15 protein-coding genes are annotated in these 14,916 nt (G+C 59.0%); 4 read left to right on the plus strand and 11 right to left on the minus strand.

The window, feature by feature from the left end; all coding sequences use genetic code 11:
- The first annotated feature begins 239 nt into the window (after positions 1 to 239).
- Positions 240 to 2,690, plus strand: a complete 2,451-nt coding sequence (gene fadE / locus ACR8BN_RS15005; RefSeq protein WP_134160525.1) for an acyl-CoA dehydrogenase FadE — start codon at positions 240 to 242, stop codon at positions 2,688 to 2,690.
- Between the two features lie 313 nt (positions 2,691 to 3,003).
- Here the strand turns inward: fadE and mtnK are convergent, their stop codons facing one another.
- On the minus strand, positions 3,004 to 4,203 hold the full coding sequence (mtnK, locus tag ACR8BN_RS15010; RefSeq protein ID WP_031590393.1) for an S-methyl-5-thioribose kinase: 1,200 nt from the start codon (positions 4,201 to 4,203) through the stop codon (positions 3,004 to 3,006).
- Between the two features lie 121 nt (positions 4,204 to 4,324).
- Between mtnK and mtnA the strand changes: the two genes are divergently transcribed.
- A complete protein-coding gene (gene mtnA / locus ACR8BN_RS15015; protein WP_434747068.1) occupies positions 4,325 to 5,347 on the plus strand; it encodes an S-methyl-5-thioribose-1-phosphate isomerase in 1,023 nt (340 codons plus the stop codon).
- A 56-nt stretch (positions 5,348 to 5,403) separates the two neighbouring features.
- Here the strand turns inward: mtnA and ACR8BN_RS15020 are convergent, their stop codons facing one another.
- From ACR8BN_RS15020 to ACR8BN_RS15030, 3 genes are read right to left on the minus strand one after another with little or no spacing between them, the layout of a single operon-like run.
- Positions 5,404 to 5,946: a 1,2-dihydroxy-3-keto-5-methylthiopentene dioxygenase gene (locus tag ACR8BN_RS15020; protein WP_010671156.1), complete on the minus strand. Its 543-nt coding sequence runs from the start codon at positions 5,944 to 5,946 to the stop codon at positions 5,404 to 5,406.
- A gap of 1 nt (position 5,947) precedes the next feature.
- Positions 5,948 to 6,631, minus strand: coding sequence for an acireductone synthase (gene mtnC / locus ACR8BN_RS15025; RefSeq protein ID WP_434747069.1), 684 nt, complete (start codon positions 6,629 to 6,631; stop codon positions 5,948 to 5,950).
- Positions 6,628 to 7,242, minus strand: coding sequence for a methylthioribulose 1-phosphate dehydratase (locus ACR8BN_RS15030; protein ID WP_434747070.1), 615 nt, complete (start codon positions 7,240 to 7,242; stop codon positions 6,628 to 6,630). Before ACR8BN_RS15030 ends, mtnC begins: the two co-directional genes overlap by 4 nt.
- 353 nt (positions 7,243 to 7,595) lie before the next feature.
- Between ACR8BN_RS15030 and ACR8BN_RS15035 the strand changes: the two genes are divergently transcribed.
- Both ACR8BN_RS15035 and ACR8BN_RS15040 read left to right on the plus strand, forming a co-directional pair.
- Entirely contained in the window at positions 7,596 to 8,756 is a 1,161-nt protein-coding gene (locus ACR8BN_RS15035; protein ID WP_064704542.1) for a pyridoxal phosphate-dependent aminotransferase, read from the plus strand.
- On the plus strand, positions 8,744 to 9,511 hold the full coding sequence (locus ACR8BN_RS15040) for an amidohydrolase (protein WP_418156587.1): 768 nt from the start codon (positions 8,744 to 8,746) through the stop codon (positions 9,509 to 9,511). Before ACR8BN_RS15035 ends, ACR8BN_RS15040 begins: the two co-directional genes overlap by 13 nt.
- A gap of 27 nt (positions 9,512 to 9,538) precedes the next feature.
- Here ACR8BN_RS15040 and uraH read toward each other — a convergent pair whose 3' ends face one another.
- The 7 genes from uraH to ACR8BN_RS15075 are packed head-to-tail and all read right to left on the minus strand — an operon-like array spanning position 9,539 to position 14,910.
- The gene (gene uraH / locus ACR8BN_RS15045) at positions 9,539 to 9,874 is read right to left on the minus strand and encodes a hydroxyisourate hydrolase (RefSeq protein WP_193585289.1); all 336 of its coding nucleotides are present in this window, start codon (positions 9,872 to 9,874) and stop codon (positions 9,539 to 9,541) included.
- Complete coding sequence (gene uraD, locus ACR8BN_RS15050; protein WP_045140747.1) at positions 9,871 to 10,365, minus strand: 2-oxo-4-hydroxy-4-carboxy-5-ureidoimidazoline decarboxylase; 495 nt, start codon at positions 10,363 to 10,365, stop codon at positions 9,871 to 9,873. Before uraD ends, uraH begins: the two co-directional genes overlap by 4 nt.
- Positions 10,366 to 10,367: 2 nt before the next feature.
- Positions 10,368 to 11,621 (minus strand): allantoate amidohydrolase, encoded by a 1,254-nt coding sequence (hpxK, locus tag ACR8BN_RS15055; protein WP_039389535.1) that lies wholly within the window; start codon positions 11,619 to 11,621, stop codon positions 10,368 to 10,370.
- Positions 11,618 to 12,853: a pyridoxal-phosphate-dependent aminotransferase family protein gene (locus tag ACR8BN_RS15060; RefSeq protein WP_010671148.1), complete on the minus strand. Its 1,236-nt coding sequence runs from the start codon at positions 12,851 to 12,853 to the stop codon at positions 11,618 to 11,620. Before ACR8BN_RS15060 ends, hpxK begins: the two co-directional genes overlap by 4 nt.
- Before the next feature lie 20 nt (positions 12,854 to 12,873).
- Entirely contained in the window at positions 12,874 to 13,605 is a 732-nt protein-coding gene (locus ACR8BN_RS15065; protein ID WP_010671147.1) for an amino acid ABC transporter ATP-binding protein, read from the minus strand.
- Positions 13,586 to 14,242, minus strand: a complete 657-nt coding sequence (locus ACR8BN_RS15070) for an amino acid ABC transporter permease (RefSeq protein ID WP_031590401.1) — start codon at positions 14,240 to 14,242, stop codon at positions 13,586 to 13,588. The genes ACR8BN_RS15065 and ACR8BN_RS15070 overlap by 20 nt, the downstream gene beginning before the upstream one ends.
- Complete coding sequence (locus tag ACR8BN_RS15075) at positions 14,242 to 14,910, minus strand: amino acid ABC transporter permease (protein WP_010255155.1); 669 nt, start codon at positions 14,908 to 14,910, stop codon at positions 14,242 to 14,244. Before ACR8BN_RS15075 ends, ACR8BN_RS15070 begins: the two co-directional genes overlap by 1 nt.
- Positions 14,911 to 14,916 lie beyond the last annotated feature (6 nt).

The following is a 14,916-nucleotide window of genomic DNA, read 5'->3' on the forward strand; positions in this document are numbered from 1 at the left end:
TTAGAAGAGGTTAATCGCAGCAAGTTTAACGGAATGGCCGGTCAGCGCAAAGCGTCATGCCAAGGCTGGCCAGGCAGTGGCGGCGATTATCGCTGCAGCGGGTGATGCAAAAATGGACAGAAATCGGTTTTTGTGAGGCAGGTTGTAATTGCGATGTAAACAAATTGATAAATCAACCCAACTGCTCTAAACCTCTCTACATAACAGGTCAGACCTCTTACTACTTGGAGCGGTTCATTATGATGGTTGTCTCAATACTTGCCACGGTGGCGCTGATTGGCGCCCTGTTCTATCACCGCCTGTCGTTGCGGCTCAGCAGCGCGATTCTGCTGCTGTGGACTGCTGCGATGGCTGTTGCTCACCTCTGGACGCCATGGTTACTGTTGCCGCTGGCGATTATCCTGCTGCCGTTCAACCTGCCGTCACTGCGCCGCAGCCTGTTTTCAAAGCCGATGTTTCAGCGCTTCCAGCAGGTGATGCCACCGATGTCGCGCACCGAGAAAGAAGCGATTGATGCGGGCACCACCTGGTGGGAAGGCGATCTGTTTCAGGGCAAACCAGACTGGCAGAAGCTGCACAACTATCCGCAGCCGCGCCTGACCGCCGATGAGCAGGCTTTTCTCAATGGTCCGGTTGAAGAAGCGTGCCGCATGGCCAACGATTTCCAGATCACCCATGAGCTGGCCGATATGCCGCCGGAACTCTGGGCCTATCTGAAAGAGCATCGTTTCTTCGCGATGATTATCAAAAAAGAGTATGGCGGACTCGATTTCTCCGCCTATGCGCAGGCCTGCGTGCTGCAAAAACTGTCGGGCGTCTCCGGGATTCTGGCGATTACCGTCGGGGTGCCTAACTCATTAGGTCCGGGCGAACTACTGCAACACTACGGCACTGAAGAGCAGAAAAATCACTATTTACCCCGGCTGGCACGCGGCGATGAGATCCCCTGCTTTGCGCTGACCAGTCCGGAAGCGGGCTCAGATGCCGGAGCCATCCCCGATACCGGCGTGGTCTGCATGGGCGAATGGCAGGGTCAGCAGGTGCTGGGCATGCGGCTGACCTGGAACAAGCGCTATATTACGCTGGCGCCGATCGCCACCGTGCTGGGGCTGGCATTTAAACTCTCCGACCCGGATCATCTGCTCAGCGATAACGAGAATCCTGGCATTACCTGTGCGCTGATCCCGACCAACACGCCCGGCGTGGAGATTGGTCATCGCCACTTCCCGCTTAACGTGCCGTTCCAGAACGGGCCGACACGCGGCAATAATATCTTTGTGCCGATTGACTATATTATCGGCGGCCCACAAATGGCCGGTCAGGGCTGGCGGATGCTGGTGGAGTGTCTGTCTGTAGGTCGCGGCATTACGCTGCCATCGAACTCAACCGGCAGCCTGAAAAGTGTGGCGCTGGCGACAGGCGCCTATGCCCATATTCGTCGTCAGTTCCGCGTCTCAATCGGTAAGATGGAAGGGATTGAAGAGCCGCTGGCGCGCATTGCCGGCAACGCCTACGTGATGGATGCGGCGGCCACGCTGATTACGGCCGGTATTATGCAGGGTGAAAAACCGGCAGTGCTGTCGGCGATTGTGAAATATCACTGCACCCATCGCGGTCAGCGCGCCATTATCGACGCCATGGATATTGCCGGCGGTAAAGGCATTATGCTGGGTAACAGTAACTTTCTGGCCCGCGCCTATCAGGGTGCGCCCATCGCTATCACGGTGGAAGGCGCTAATATTCTGACCCGCAGCATGATTATCTTCGGACAGGGTGCGATTCGCTGCCATCCTTATGTACTGCAGGAGATGGCGGCGGCAGCCAGCAACGATGTTAACGCGTTTGATCAGGCGCTGTTCAGCCACATCGGCCATGTCGGCAGCAGCACCATGCGCAGCCTGTGGCTGGGCTTAACCGCCGGACGCACCAGCGCCACCCCGACCCGCGATGGCACCCGCCGTTACTATCAGCATCTGAACCGCATCAGTGCCAACCTGGCGTTGCTCTCTGATGTGTCGATGGCGGTGCTGGGCGGCAGCCTGAAACGTCGTGAGCGTATTTCGGCGCGTCTGGGCGATGTGCTGAGCCAGCTCTATCTCGCTTCGGCGACGCTGAAACGCTATGACGATGAAGGCCGCAACGAAGCCGATCTGCCGCTGGTGCACTGGGGCGTACAGGATGCGCTGCATCAGGCGGAAGTCGCGATGGACGATCTGCTGCGTAACTTCCCGAACCGTCTGGTCGCGGGCGCATTGCGGATGACTATTTTTGCCGGCGGTCATCACTGCCCTGCTCCGTCTGACCGTCTGGACCATCAGCTGGCAAAACTGCTGCAACAGCCGTCAGCTACCCGCAGTCGTCTGGGCCGTGGCATGTACCTGACGCCCAGCGAGCACAACCCTGCCGGTCAGCTGGAACAGGCATTGCAGGATGTGATGGCGGCAGAAGTGATCCATGACAGACTGTGCAAACAGACGAAGCAACACCTCTCCTTTACCCGACTGGATGCGCTGGCGAAGCGCGCGCTGGAGCAGGGCTGGATTGATGCTAAAGAGGCTGAAGTGTTGCAGCGTGCTGAGGCCAGCCGCCTGCGTTCGATTAACGTCGATGAGTTTGAGGCGGATGCGCTGGCAGTGCCGGTGCCAGAGAAGGCCCCTCAGCCTGCGTCACGGGCGAGTGAGGCAGCATAGGGTTCAGGGCCGATGTGTTGTCGGCACAGGGTACTGAACTTAAAGCGATGGGAGTCAGCACTGTTTTCAGAGGTCACGCCTTGTCGGCCAAAAGAGCTGACAATGACAAATCCAGGTGAATCTGGCCACAATCGATTAGCTTAAGCACAGGGAACAGGGTCAGAAGAGGAAAGCGTCCAACGTCAGGACGACGCGGGCCGAGCGAGCCAGGGATGGCTTTAGCGACTTTCCGATCTGACCCTGTTTCCGGCGCGGGCACGCCCTCACAGCTGGCCTTTGCTTTACCTGAAAGCCGACATCATGTCGGCTTTTTTTATCCCGCCTGACGGATGCGGGCAATCAGCGCATCCGCGTCTTCTACATGATCGGCTGCCAGAATCAGCGTGCGTCCCAGATTAATTGCATTACGGATGCAGTCGGTGCGCATCGCCGGATCGGCAATCAGCTTCATATCCGCCACGTGTGACATCCCCACCGTGCGGCGAATCAGCTCGGTGCCGCAGTAACCGATGGTATCGGCCCATACTTTACGCAGAAACGCCTCCGCATAGCCTGGATAAGCCAGTGCCTCATCGCGGGTTTTCTCTGCCGCCAGTGCCAGAAAGCCCGCGGCAAAGGTGGTCCAGATCGTATGCACATCGCTGAGGCGCTGCTCGCGTGCATCGGCGGCCTCACGCGGTGGCAGCAGACCCGGCAGGCCGCAGTAGTTAATCAGCAGGTTGCCAATGGCGGTACCGACATCAAAACCGATAGGGCCAAAATAGCCAAACTCCGCATCAATCGCTTTCAGGCTGCCATCAGCAACGAAAATCGATCCGCTGTGAATATCACCATGCAACAGCGCTTCAGCGTGGGCAAAGAAACGATGCTTGAGACCGCCCACCGCAATGCGCAGTGCATCGTCATTACGCAGGCTGGCGACCAGCGGTTCAAGCGCTTCGGGATAGCTATTGCGCTCATGGTCGGTATAGGGATCGTTAAAGAAAAGATCTTCGGTGATTTCACACATTTCCGGATTAATGAAACGCGCTACTTCCGCTTTTTTCTGGTGCGGATGCAGGATGAAATCGGAGGTATGAAACAGGGTTTGTGCCAGATAGTCGCCTAACTGCTGAGCCGCTTCCGGGTAATAAGCGCCCTTCACCAGCTCGCCGCGCCAGATGCGATGAGTGGAGAGATCTTCCATTACCATCACCGCCAGCTCCGCATCGTAATGGGTGATCTTCACCGTGTGCTGCGGACAATATTTGTAGTGTTCGACCAGGGTCTGCGCTTCCAGCCGCGCCCGATCCAGCGTCAGCGGCCACGACTCACCCACACAGCGCACATAGGGCAGCGCCTGCTTGACCACTACCCGGCTGTTGCCCTGATCGTCATAAATTTTAAACACCAGGTTGAGGTTGCCATCACCAATCTCTTCTGCGCTGCTCAGCGCGGCAGGATTGTCCACGCCGCCAAATTGTCGGGCATATTCCACAGCATCAGCAGCAGTAAAGGTACGGTATTGCGACATTGCCTGTTCCTCATCAATCGAAGGGGGATACCTGGGTGTAATAAGCCGTTCAGACGTCTATACATCCGTTCAGCATGTTGGCACAATAGGTATCATTAACGCAACATGGATTTCACCCACAATGCAGACACTTCAAACCACCAGCTTACAGGTTCGTGACAATCAGCTCTGGATTCTGGATCAGCAGGCACTGCCGCAGCAAAAGAACTGGCTGCCCGCGCACAGCGTGCCCCAGCTGATTGAACATATTCATGCGCTGCGGGTTCGCGGTGCGCCGCTGATCGGCCTTTCCGCCTCGCTGCTGCTGGCGTTGCTGGCAGAACAGGGGCAGACGCGCGCTGAACTGGCGCAGGCGCTGGAGACCCTGCGCGCCGCCCGCCCTACCGCTGTCAATCTGATGAACAATCTGGACCGGATGAAACTGGCGCTGGCGCAGCCGGACTTTGCCCCCGCGCTGGCAGAGGAAGCCTGGCGGCTGGTGCAGGAAGATAAGCAGCTGTGTGACGCCATCGCTGACGCGGGTTGTACGCGGGTGAAACCCGGCAGCCAGCTGCTGACCCACTGCAATACCGGCGGACTGGCCACCGCCGGTGTGGGCACCGCCCTTGGCGTGATTGCCCGCGCCCATCAGCAGGGGCTGATTAAGAATGTCTGGGTTGATGAAACCCGTCCGCTGTTACAGGGCGGACGGTTAACCGCCTGGGAGCTGGGCGAGCTGGCGATTCCTTACACCCTGATTACCGATTCCATGGCCGCCAGCCTGATGGCCCGTGGAGAGGTCGATGCCGTATGGGTAGGCGCTGACCGCATTGCCGCCAACGGCGATGTGGCGAATAAAATCGGCACCTACAGCCTGGCGGTGCTGGCCCATTATCATCAGATTCCGTTTTACGTGGCGGCCCCGCATACCACGCTGGATCGCAGCTGTCCGGACGGCACAGCGATTCCTATTGAGCAGCGCGCCGCCAGTGAAGTGACGGGCGTTGCCGGCAGTTTTGGCAGCGTGCAGTGGGCGCCGGAAGCGGCGAAGGTCTATAACCCGGCGTTTGATGTCACGCCCGCCACCCTGATCAGCGGCTGGGTACTGGACACCGGGGTAGTCACGCCTGACCAGGTACAGAGTGGCATTTTCCAGCCACAATAGCGGTCTGCAAGGCGTTTGCCGCTCACGGCAAACGTCTTGCCAAAACGACGGGCGGTTTACGCCAGACGCGGATAGGCATCCGCAATCTTATCGCCGGTAAAGTTCGCTACCCAGCCTTCCTGATTATCGAAAATACGGATAGCCGTGAAGTGCGGTGACGATCCCATATCAAACCAGTGTGGTGTTCCCGCAGGTACCGAGATCAGATCGTTTTTTTCGCAGAGGATCTGCAGGATTTCGCCATCCAGGTGCAGACAGAAGAGTCCGGCACCCTCAACAAAGAAACGCACCTCATCTTCGCCGTGCGTATGTTCAGAGAGGAACTTCTCGCGCAGCACGGTTTTCTGCGGATTATCGGCGCGCATGCTGATCACATCCCAGCTCTGATAGCCCTTCTCTGCCACCAGCCGATCGATCGCATGCTGATAGGCGTTGATCACCGTTTCGGGATCCGGATTTTCACCCAGATCGCGATCGGCTTCCCAGCGCTCAAAACGGACGCCTTTGGTGCTCAGGCGTTCACGAATTTCTTCCGCGTCGGTGCTGTGCCACACCGGCTGGCTGGCTTCGCGGTCGGTAAAAATAGTCAGTGCGCTCATCCTAAATCGACTCCGGGTTAATCTGGGAAAAATCTGTCACCTGACGATGGCGGCTCTCGCCGTCCGCATCGCCACGCAGTAGTTGCAGCGTCTGCCAGCCCGCCTCAGCGGCGGCATCCAGCTCCTGATGAATATCGGAGAGAAACAGCAGCTGCTCCGCTGGCTGACCAATTTCAGCGGCGATAGCGCGATAGGCTGCGACTTCGCGTTTGGCACCTACGTGCGTATCAAAATAGCCGCTGAAGAGGTCAGTAATATCACCTTCGTCGCTGTAGCCAAATAACAATTTCTGCGCCGCAACCGAGCCGGAGGAATATACATACAGTTCAATGCCCTGCGCCTTCCAGCGGCTCAGTGCAGGCAGGACGTCGGGATAGAGATGACCGGTAAAACTGCCGTTAAGATAGCCATCGCGCCAGATCATGCCCTGCAGCGCTTTCAGGCCGGTTGATTTGCGATCCTGGTCCATAAACTCCAGCAGAATCTCTGTCACCGCGGCCAGATCAGCCTGCGGCTGTCCAGCCTCCTCTCGCACCGACTGCAGCGCTGCGGCGACGTCAGGCTGATGCGCATTTTCACGCAGGAAGCTCGCCAGATGCTGACGGGCGTAGGGAAACAGGATGTTATGTACAAAACGGATATCGCTGGTGGTGCCTTCGATATCCGTAACAATGGCGCGAATCATGCTCTCTCCAGCAGGCGACGTTGACGTTCACATTCAAATAAAAATTCCAGACCTTCCAGATGACGGCGTGCTTCGCTGACATCCCGGCCCCAGCAGGTTAAGCCGTGACCGCGCAGCAGAAAGCCGTAACGCAGCGGAAAGCGGGCGGCGTAATCTTCAATTTCTGACGCCAGCGCCGCAATGTCCTGGCTGTTGTCGAACACAGGAATGGCCAGCGTATCCAGATGGGTGTGCTGGCCGCTTAATGATTTTTGCATCTCATAGCCGTGCAGCAGCAGCGCCGCGCCCTGCTCTACCCGCGACAGAACAGTCGCATTCACGGTGTGGGTATGCAGCACCGCGCCCGCCTCGGGAAAGAGTCGATAGATCATTGTGTGCAGACCCGTTTCTACCGACGGCTTACGGCCAGAGAGCGACTGGCTGGTAGCAATATCGACCTCGATAAAGTCATCCCGCGTCAGCGTGCCTTTATCTTTGCCCGATTCACTCAGCAGGCAGACATGTTCATCGCGGCGCACCGACATATTTCCGCCGGTGGCCGGTGCCCAGCCTTTCGCGCCAATCCAGTGACAGGCGGCGACCAGCTGATCTAATGGAAGACTCTGCGACATAAAAGTTCCTTGCGGTGAAATAGGATTCCGGGTGGCTCAGATAACGATAATGGCTATAAAATTACAACAGATTGAAAATCTTAAAAAGTTAGCAAGCGTGCCTGGCTGCTGAACCATACTCTCCGGGTCCTGCCAGATGATCCGCATCTCAGCAAGGCAGCAAGTGCGCGCATCCCCGGGAGCTGGCACTCGTCAGTGACCGGGGTAAGCAAACGAAGCTAACGAAGCTGAGGTGTGTAGCATGACGCATTTAGCCATCTAAGCGTCTTGATTGCCAAATACTACCATCCTGTTTATAGTGGCACAAACACCGGGTGACACCGCATCAATCTTCGCGCTTAAGGCCTGACATCATGACGCAGCATAACCTGATCCCCGAGAGTAAACTCCCTTTGCTCGGCACCACCATTTTCAGCCAGATGAGTGCGCTGGCGCAGCAGCATAACGCCATCAATCTCTCTCAGGGCTTTCCCGATTTTAGCGGCCCGGACTATCTGCAGCAGCGTCTGGCGTATCACGTCAGCCAGGGCGCGAACCAGTATGCGCCGATGACGGGTGCGCTGCCGTTACGTGAGGCGATAGCAGAGAAAACCGCGCGGCTTTATGACTATCGTCCTGATGTCGAAACGGAGATTACGGTGACGGCGGGCGCAACCGAAGCGCTTTATGCGGCGATTACCGCGCTGGTGCGGCCAGGCGATGAAGTGATCTGCTTTGATCCCAGCTACGACAGCTATGCGCCTGCGGTAGAGTTGTCGGGCGGCGTGATGAAACGCATTACGCTGCAGCCGCCCGCTTTCCGGGTGGACTGGCAGGCGTTTGCTGCGCTGCTGAGTGATAAAACCCGGCTGGTGATCCTGAATACGCCGCACAATCCTTCCGCCACCGTCTGGCAGCAGCAGGATTTCGCCGCGCTGTGGCAGGCGATTGCTGCGCGGCCGGTCTATGTGCTGAGCGACGAAGTCTATGAGCACATCTGCTTCGATGAGGCGGGCCACGCCAGCGTGCTGGCACATCCCGAACTGCGCCAGCGTGCCATCGCGGTGTCATCATTTGGTAAGACCTTCCATATGACCGGCTGGAAAGTGGGCTACTGCATTGCCCCTGCCGCGATCAGCGCGGAACTGCGCAAGGTGCATCAGTATCTGACCTTCTCCGTGAATACGCCGGCGCAGCTGGCGATTGCCGATATGCTGCGTGAGCATCCGGAGCACTATCTTGAGCTGCCAGCGTTTTATCGCGACCGTCGCGATCGGCTGGCAACGGCGCTAAGCAGCAGCCGCTTTAAGGTACTCCCCTGCGAAGGTACCTACTTTTTGCTGGTCGATTACAGCGCCATCTCCGATCTGGATGATGTCAGTTTCTGCCAGTGGCTGACCCGCGAAGTGGGCGTTGCCGCGATTCCTCTGTCGGTGTTCTGCGCCGATCCCTTTCCTCATAAACTGATCCGCCTCTGTTTTGCCAAACAGCCGGCGACATTAGATGCCGCCGCGGAGCGCTTATGTCAGCTTTGAAAATCACGTTATTGCAGGAGACGCTGAGCTGGATGGATGGCGAGGCCAACCTGCGCCATTTTGACGAGCAACTGGATGGACTCAACGGGCGCGATCTGATTTTACTGCCAGAGATGTTTACCACCGGCTTTACAATGGAAGCGGCGAAAAGCTCGCTGCCCCAGGCGCAGGTGGTGGAGTGGCTGCATCAGCATGCCCGTCGCAACGATGCCCTGGTCGGCGGTAGCGCGGCGATTCAGACCGAACACGGCGCGGTAAACCGCTTCCTGCTGGTGGAGCCGGACGGCACGCTGCATCAGTATGACAAGCGCCACCTGTTCCGCATGGCGGACGAGCATCACCACTATCTGCCTGGCGAACAGCGTCAGGTGTTTGAGTGGCGCAGCTGGCGCATCCTGCCGCAAATCTGTTACGACCTGCGTTTCCCGGTCTTCTCGCGCAACCGCAACGATTACGATCTGGCGCTCTATGTCGCCAACTGGCCTGCACCGCGTGCACTGCACTGGCAGGCGCTGCTGCTGGCGCGGGCAATTGAAAATCAGGCTTATGTGGCAGGCTGTAACCGCGTCGGCAGTGATGGCAATCAGCATGAATACAGCGGCGACAGCCAGATTATTTCACCGCAGGGCGAGATCCTCAGCGCGGCTGAGCCACACCAGCGCGCCAGGCTGGACGCAGAGCTGTCGCTGGACGCACTGAATGCTTATCGCGAGCGCTTCCCGGCCTGGCAGGATGCGGATCGCTTTTCGCTGTGAATTCCGGGCGGGCAGTCAGCCCGCCCATTAACTGCCGCGATAGGTTGACCACGACCAGGGCGAAATCAGAAACGGCAGATGAAAATGACTGCCCGCTTCGGCAATCATAAAATCGATCTGCGCGCTGACGTAGAGTGCATCCCGACCAGCGGCGGCAAAATAGTCGCCGATTTCTGCCGTTAAACGGTAGTGGCCCGGCGTCAGCGGCTCGGGCGTGAGATCTTTCAGACGCCCGTCGCTGTCGGTTTCACCCTGTGAAATCGGAAACCACCCTTCCGGGCTGTTCTGCTCAAGTGAAATTGCTACACCGGTGGCCGGTTTGCCCAGCGAAGTGTCCAGAATATGGGTGGTAACAGTACTCATTGAATCGTCTCCTTCAGGCGTAACAGGGTAATTTCACGCAGCTGATCCAGCGCCTCCTGCTGCTCGGCAGGATCGCTATTCTGCAACCGACGCTGCAACTCTGCCAGCATCTGCTCGCCGCTGCGCCCTTTAGCGCGAATCAGAAACACCCGGCCAAAACGGGCTTCATACGCCTGATTCCCCTGCTGCATCGCCTGCTGCAAAGCGCTGTCGGCCTGCTGCATGGCGGACTGCTCTCCGCGTGAAAGTGCCGCTTCTTTATCCGCGCCGTTCGCACGTTCACCGATGCGCGGATGCGCCGACAGTGCTGCCTCCAGCTCAGGCTGCTGCCACTGGCGGGCCAGTGCATCGGCGGTTGCCCGTAACGCATCCAGGGTGTCAAAAGGCCGGGCCGCTACCAGCGACTGCTGCCAGTGCGGGATGGCGACACAATGCCGGATGGCCGCCTGCGCCTCGTCAGCCGACAGCTGATTAAATGCGGCTAATTCCATGTTCAGCTCCGTTCAGCAATCAGCGAGACCGCCTGTAAATAAGCCTGCAGCGCGGGCGCCACATCAGCCACCGCGACGGACTCCGCCGGATGGTGGCTGATACCGCGATGGTTACGCACAAATAACATGCCGACCGGCCAGCGTTCAGCGATAGCGATGGCGTCGTGCCCGGCGCCGCTCGGCAGTGACAGGCTGCGACCCTGCACCGTTTCCACCGCATGACTCAGCGCCTGCTGCAGCGCGGAGTCACAGGCGGTGGCACCGATGCGATAATATTCGTTCGACTCAAAGCGGAGTCCACGCCGCAGCGCAATCGCCTCCGCCTGGGTTAACAGGCTGGAGAGCAGTGTCTCCAGCGGGTTGTCCAGCGGACCGCGCACGTCCAGCGACAGCGATACCTCGCCAGGGATTACATTTACCGCCCCCGGCGCGCAGTTTATCGTACCGACGGTGGCGACCAGTTGCGGGTCCTGCTCACGGGTGGTCTGCTCGATAAACACCATCCACTCGGCAGCGGCAGCCAGCGCATCTTTGCGGTGGGTCATCGGCACCGTGCCCGCGTGGCCCGCTTCTCCGGTGAAACGGCAGTTGAGGCGGCGCGCACCGTTGATGGCCGTGACCACACCGAGCGCCAGATCCTCCTGCTCCAGGCAGGGGCCCTGCTCGATGTGCAGTTCAAGATAACCGACGATATCCTCAACCCGCCGCGCCGCAGATGCGATCTTGTCGCTGTCGAGCCCGACATCCGCCATCGCCTGCGCCACGGTAATGCCGTTACCGTCAGGATGCGTCACCCAGCTTTGCGGCCAGCTGCCGGTAATACCACGGCTGCCGAGCAGCGTAATACCAAAACGGGTGCCCTCTTCGTCGCCAAAGCCAATGACTTCAATCGCCAGCGGTAAGCGGCGCTGATGTTCGTTAAGCCACTGCACGGTTTCAATCGCGCTGAGCACGCCCAGCATGCCGTCATAGCGACCGGCGTTGCGCACCGTGTCGAGATGCGAGCCAAGCAGTAACGCGGGTGCACCCGTTTCTGCCGCCTCGTAGCGCCCACAGATATTGCCGACCTCATCCTGCCACACCTGCATCCCCGCCGCCTGCATCCACTCACCGACACAGGCGTTGGCGCGCAGATGTTCGGGTGAGAGGTAGACGCGGGTCAGCCCCTCGGCTGTTTCGCTGATCGCTGCCAGCGCATCGCAGCGCGCCATAACGCGCTGTGCAGCGGCCAGGGCTTCGCTGGCGCTCATCATCATGCGTGGCTCCCGTAGTGATCCCAGGCGGCCTGCGCGGCGGCACCCTGCGGCGTGCGATAGCCGACATAGGTCAGCACCGTTTCCAGCGCGGAAAGAGTCTGCATCACGCAATCTTTGCGCGCGTTATAACCCATGGTGCCGATGCGCCACACCTTGCCATGCAGCGGGCCAAACGAGGTGCCAATCTCAATGCCGAAATCTTCCAGCATCAGTTTGCGCACCTGATCGCCGTTTACGCCGGACGGGATCATCACGCCCAGCACATTGTTCATTTTGTGTTTCAGGTCGCCGAAGGTTTCCAGCCCCATCCCCTGAATGCCTTTCAGCAATGCTTCACCGTGCAGTTTGTGACGGGCGATGCCGTTGTCCAGCCCCTCCTGCAGGATCAGACGGGCGCACTCGCGCGCGCCAAACAGCGCGCTGGTCGCTTCGGTATGGTGGTTGAGCCGCTCCGGCCCCCAGTAATCCATGATCATGCCGAGATCAAAATAGTTGGAGTAGATCATCTCCTCTTCGCCATCCTGATGCGCCTCGGTGCGGATCCCCTGCTCTACGCATTTGCGTTTGCGGATCACCGCTTCCATCTCTGCGCTCAGCGTGATCGGCGAGGTGCCTGATGGACCGCCCAGGCATTTCTGCATCCCCGCGGATACGGCATCAAGCCCCCAGGCGTCCGTTTCCAGCGCGTTACCCGCCAGCGACGCGGTGGCATCGGTGTAGAACAGCACGCCATACTGTTTGCAGATCGCCCCCAGCTGCTCAAGCGGCTGCAGCATGGTGGTTGAGGTATCGCCCTGCACGGTCAGCAGCAGGCGCGGCCGCACTTTTTTGATCGCATCTTCAATCTGGTCGGGAGTAAAGACTTCGCCCCACGGCACTTCAATGGTGTGCACTTCCGCCCGACAGCGGCGGGCAATTTCGCACAGCAGATGACCAAAGCGGCCAAACACCGGTACCAGCACTTTGTCGCCAGGCCGGATCGATGACAGCAGAATCGATTCGATACCGGCGCGAGAGGTGCCGTCAATCAGCAACGTCCAGCGGTTCTCTGTGCGAAACACGCCGCGATAGAGCGCCATCACTTCATTCATGTAGTGGGTCATCGCGGGATCGTACTGCCCCAGCAACTGACTCGACATGGCGCGCAGCACGCGTGGATCGGCATTGATCGGTCCTGGCCCCATCAGCAGACGCTGTGGCGGGTTAAGTTGCGGGTAGTGATTGATATCCATCGTAATTTCCTTTTTCAGAATCAGAGGCGAACCGAAGAGATAAACTGCTTCAGCTCCGGTGACTGCGGCTGAGCAAACAGCGTCTTACTGTCGCCCTGCTCCCAGACGCGCCCCTGATGCATAAAGACCACACGATCGCCCACGTCGCGGGCGAAGCTCATTTCATGCGTGACGAGGATCAGCGTCATTCCTTCTGACGCCAGCTGCTCCAGAACTTTAAGCACTTCGCCCACCAGCTCGGGATCGAGCGCGGAGGTGATCTCATCACAGAGTAAAACTTTCGGCGTCATCGCCAGTGCACGGGCGATCGCCACGCGCTGCTGCTGACCGCCGGAGAGGCTGGCAGGATAGTAGTTAAGACGCTCGCCCAGCCCGACCTTCTCCAGCATCTGCGCCGCCAGCGCCCGGCACTCGGCCTCGCTTTTTTTCAGCACCCGGCGCGGCGCCAGCATCACGTTCTCCAGTGCAGTCATGTGCGGGAACAGGTTGAAGCTCTGAAATACCATCCCGACCGAGCGGCTGATTTCACGCGCCTGCGAGTCACGATCGGTAATCGTCATACCGCCGAGCTTGATGCTGCCCTCCTGATAGCCTTCCAGCCCGTTCATGCAGCGCAGCAGCGTGCTTTTGCCCGATCCGCTGCGACCGATGATTGAGATCACCTCGCCCATGTCGATATCCAGATCCACGCCTTTCAACACATGGTTGTCGCCGTAATATTTTTGCACCTGATTAATGGTGATGAGCGGCATTGAATTTTTTCTCCAGATACTGGCTGTAGCGAGACAGCGGATAACACATCAGGAAGTAGCCCAGCGCCACCAGCCCAAAGACTTTAAACGGCTGATAGGTCACGTTGTTCAGAATGGTGCCCGCTTTGGTCAGCTCGATAAAACCGATAATTGACGCCAGCGCGGTGCCCTTGATCACCTGGACAGCAAACCCCACCGTCGGCGCGATACCAATGCGGATCGCCTGCGGCGCAACCACCCGCCACAGCGTCTGACCAAAGGTCAGGCCGAGACAGCGCGACGCTTCCCACTGGCCTTTTGGCAGGGCACGGATGCTGCCGTACCAGATATCGACCAGAAAGGCGCTGGTGTAGAAGGTCAGCGCCAGCGAGGCCGCCGTCCACGGCGCAACATCAATGCCGAACAGGCCGACGCCGAAAAACGCCAGGAACAGCTGCATCAGCAGCGGCGTGCCCTGAAACAGCGCGGTGTAACCGCGTACCAGCCGCGTTAACCATTTGCGTTGCAGCAGGCGCATAAACAACAGCGGCAGCGTCACCAGCGTGCCGCCGACAAAGGCCACCAGCGACAGCAACAGGGTCCAGCGTGCCGCCAGCAGCAGGTTGCGCAGGATGTCCCAGTCGGTAAAGGTCGTCATCATGATGGCTGCACTCCAAACCATTTACGGCCAATCGCCAGCAGCAGATGGCGCATCGCAATCGACAACGCCAGGTAGATCAGCGTGGTCACCAGATAGACCTCAAAACTTAAGAAGGTGCGCGACTGGATCAGGTTGGCGGCGAAGGTCAGCTCCTCATAGGAGACCTGCGACACCACCGACGACCCCAGCATCACGATGATGCACTGACTCACCAGGGCCGGGTAAATACGCTGCAGTGCGGGCGGCAAGACCACCCGCAGAAACGTCTGGCTGCGGGTTAATCCCAGCACCCGTCCCGCTTCCCACTGCCCTTTGGGTGTCACCTGTATTCCGGCACGAATGATCTCGGTGCTATACGCTCCGAGGTTGATCAGCATCGCCAGCAGCGCCGCCTCGCCAGCAGTGAGTTTCAGCCCCAGCGCAGGCAGACCGAAAACGATAAAGAACAGTTGCACCACAAACGGCGTATTGCGGATCAGCTCGACATAGATGCCCCACAGGCGGCTCATCCAGCTGGGTCTGCCACTGCGCAGCGCCGCGCCCGCAATGCCGAGCGCCACGCCACCGGTGGTCGCCAGCACCGTCAGCTGAATGGTGACCCACAAACCGGAGAGCAGCTCCGGCCAGTAGGGCCACAGGGCGGGAAAGTTAAGTTGCCCGGTCATGAATCT

Source organism: Pantoea sp. Lu_F5_004 (assembly GCF_051136245.1).
Lineage (GTDB): Bacteria > Pseudomonadota > Gammaproteobacteria > Enterobacterales > Enterobacteriaceae > Pantoea > Pantoea agglomerans.

Excerpts from the sequence above, each read along its gene's own strand:
- mtnC (WP_434747069.1), bottom strand. The coding sequence starts at position 6,631 with ATGATTCGCGCCATTGTTACGGATATCGAAGGCACCACCAGCGATATC.
- mtnA (WP_434747068.1), top strand. The coding sequence starts at position 4,325 with ATGCAGACACTTCAAACCACCAGCTTACAGGTTCGTGACAATCAGCTC.
- ACR8BN_RS15070 (WP_031590401.1), bottom strand. The coding sequence starts at position 14,242 with ATGACGACCTTTACCGACTGGGACATCCTGCGCAACCTGCTGCTGGCG.
- ACR8BN_RS15060 (WP_010671148.1), bottom strand. The coding sequence starts at position 12,853 with ATGGATATCAATCACTACCCGCAACTTAACCCGCCACAGCGTCTGCTG.
- uraD (WP_045140747.1), bottom strand. The coding sequence starts at position 10,365 with ATGGAATTAGCCGCATTTAATCAGCTGTCGGCTGACGAGGCGCAGGCG.
- ACR8BN_RS15020 (WP_010671156.1), bottom strand. The coding sequence starts at position 5,946 with ATGAGCGCACTGACTATTTTTACCGACCGCGAAGCCAGCCAGCCGGTG.
- ACR8BN_RS15040 (WP_418156587.1), top strand. The coding sequence starts at position 8,744 with ATGTCAGCTTTGAAAATCACGTTATTGCAGGAGACGCTGAGCTGGATG.
- ACR8BN_RS15035 (WP_064704542.1), top strand. The coding sequence starts at position 7,596 with ATGACGCAGCATAACCTGATCCCCGAGAGTAAACTCCCTTTGCTCGGC.
- mtnK (WP_031590393.1), bottom strand. The coding sequence starts at position 4,203 with ATGTCGCAATACCGTACCTTTACTGCTGCTGATGCTGTGGAATATGCC.
- fadE (WP_134160525.1), top strand. The coding sequence starts at position 240 with ATGATGGTTGTCTCAATACTTGCCACGGTGGCGCTGATTGGCGCCCTG.
- ACR8BN_RS15030 (WP_434747070.1), bottom strand. The coding sequence starts at position 7,242 with ATGTCGCAGAGTCTTCCATTAGATCAGCTGGTCGCCGCCTGTCACTGG.
- ACR8BN_RS15065 (WP_010671147.1), bottom strand. The coding sequence starts at position 13,605 with ATGCCGCTCATCACCATTAATCAGGTGCAAAAATATTACGGCGACAAC.
- ACR8BN_RS15075 (WP_010255155.1), bottom strand. The coding sequence starts at position 14,910 with ATGACCGGGCAACTTAACTTTCCCGCCCTGTGGCCCTACTGGCCGGAG.
- uraH (WP_193585289.1), bottom strand. The coding sequence starts at position 9,874 with ATGAGTACTGTTACCACCCATATTCTGGACACTTCGCTGGGCAAACCG.
- hpxK (WP_039389535.1), bottom strand. The coding sequence starts at position 11,621 with ATGATGATGAGCGCCAGCGAAGCCCTGGCCGCTGCACAGCGCGTTATG.